This is a genomic window from Streptomyces sp. SD31, assembly GCF_052068475.1.
GTDB lineage: Bacteria > Actinomycetota > Actinomycetes > Streptomycetales > Streptomycetaceae > Streptomyces.
Genome location: NZ_JBQHCX010000059.1, coordinates 1 through 649, shown reverse-complemented (window position 1 = coordinate 649; position 649 = coordinate 1). Strand labels below are relative to the sequence as shown.

Here is a 649-nt window from a genome sequence, read left to right as displayed (position 1 = left end):
CGGTTGCGTGAGCACCCGGCCGTCAAGGACGCCGTGGTCGTCGCCCGCGAGAGCCAGCCCGGGGAGAAGTCCCTGGTCGCCTATCTCGTGGGCATGACGCCCGGGGGCGCGGAAGTCGGCGAGCTGCGCGGGCACTTGAGCGTCTCGCTGCCGGACTACATGGTCCCGGCGGCCTTCGTCACCATCGACGCCGTCCCCCTGACCACCAACGGCAAGCTCGACCACCGTGCCCTGCCCGCCCCGGACCAGGCCGCCTACTCCGGTGGCCAGCGGGTGGCGCCCCGGACTCCGGTCGAGGAGCGGCTGGCGGCGGTGTGGGCCGGCGTTCTGGATCTGGAGGAAGTCGGTGTCGAGGACAGCTTCTTCGAGGTCGGCGGTGATTCGATTCGTGTGGTGCGCCTGGTGGGTGCACTGCGGGCCGCGGGTTACGACGTCGAGGTGCGGGAGGTGTTCGAGCACCGGACGGTCGCCGCTCTCGCTGCTCTGGTCGGGGGGCGGTCGGCTGCCGAGGTGAAGGCGGCGGTGGAGCCGTTCGCGCTGATCTCGGACGAGGACCGCTCGCTGCTTCCGGCGGGTGCGGTGGATGCGTATCCGCTGTCGCAGGTCCAGACGGGCATGGTTGTGGAGATGCTGGCCGCGCGGGGTGAGG

1 protein-coding gene is annotated in these 649 nt (G+C 71.5%); it reads left to right on the top strand.

Translation table 11 applies throughout. The annotated features are described in order from the left end of the window. Positions 1-649, top strand: a 649-nt coding sequence (locus ACTMVF_RS42400; protein WP_441276432.1) for a phosphopantetheine-binding protein, incomplete at both ends; no start/stop codon positions are given.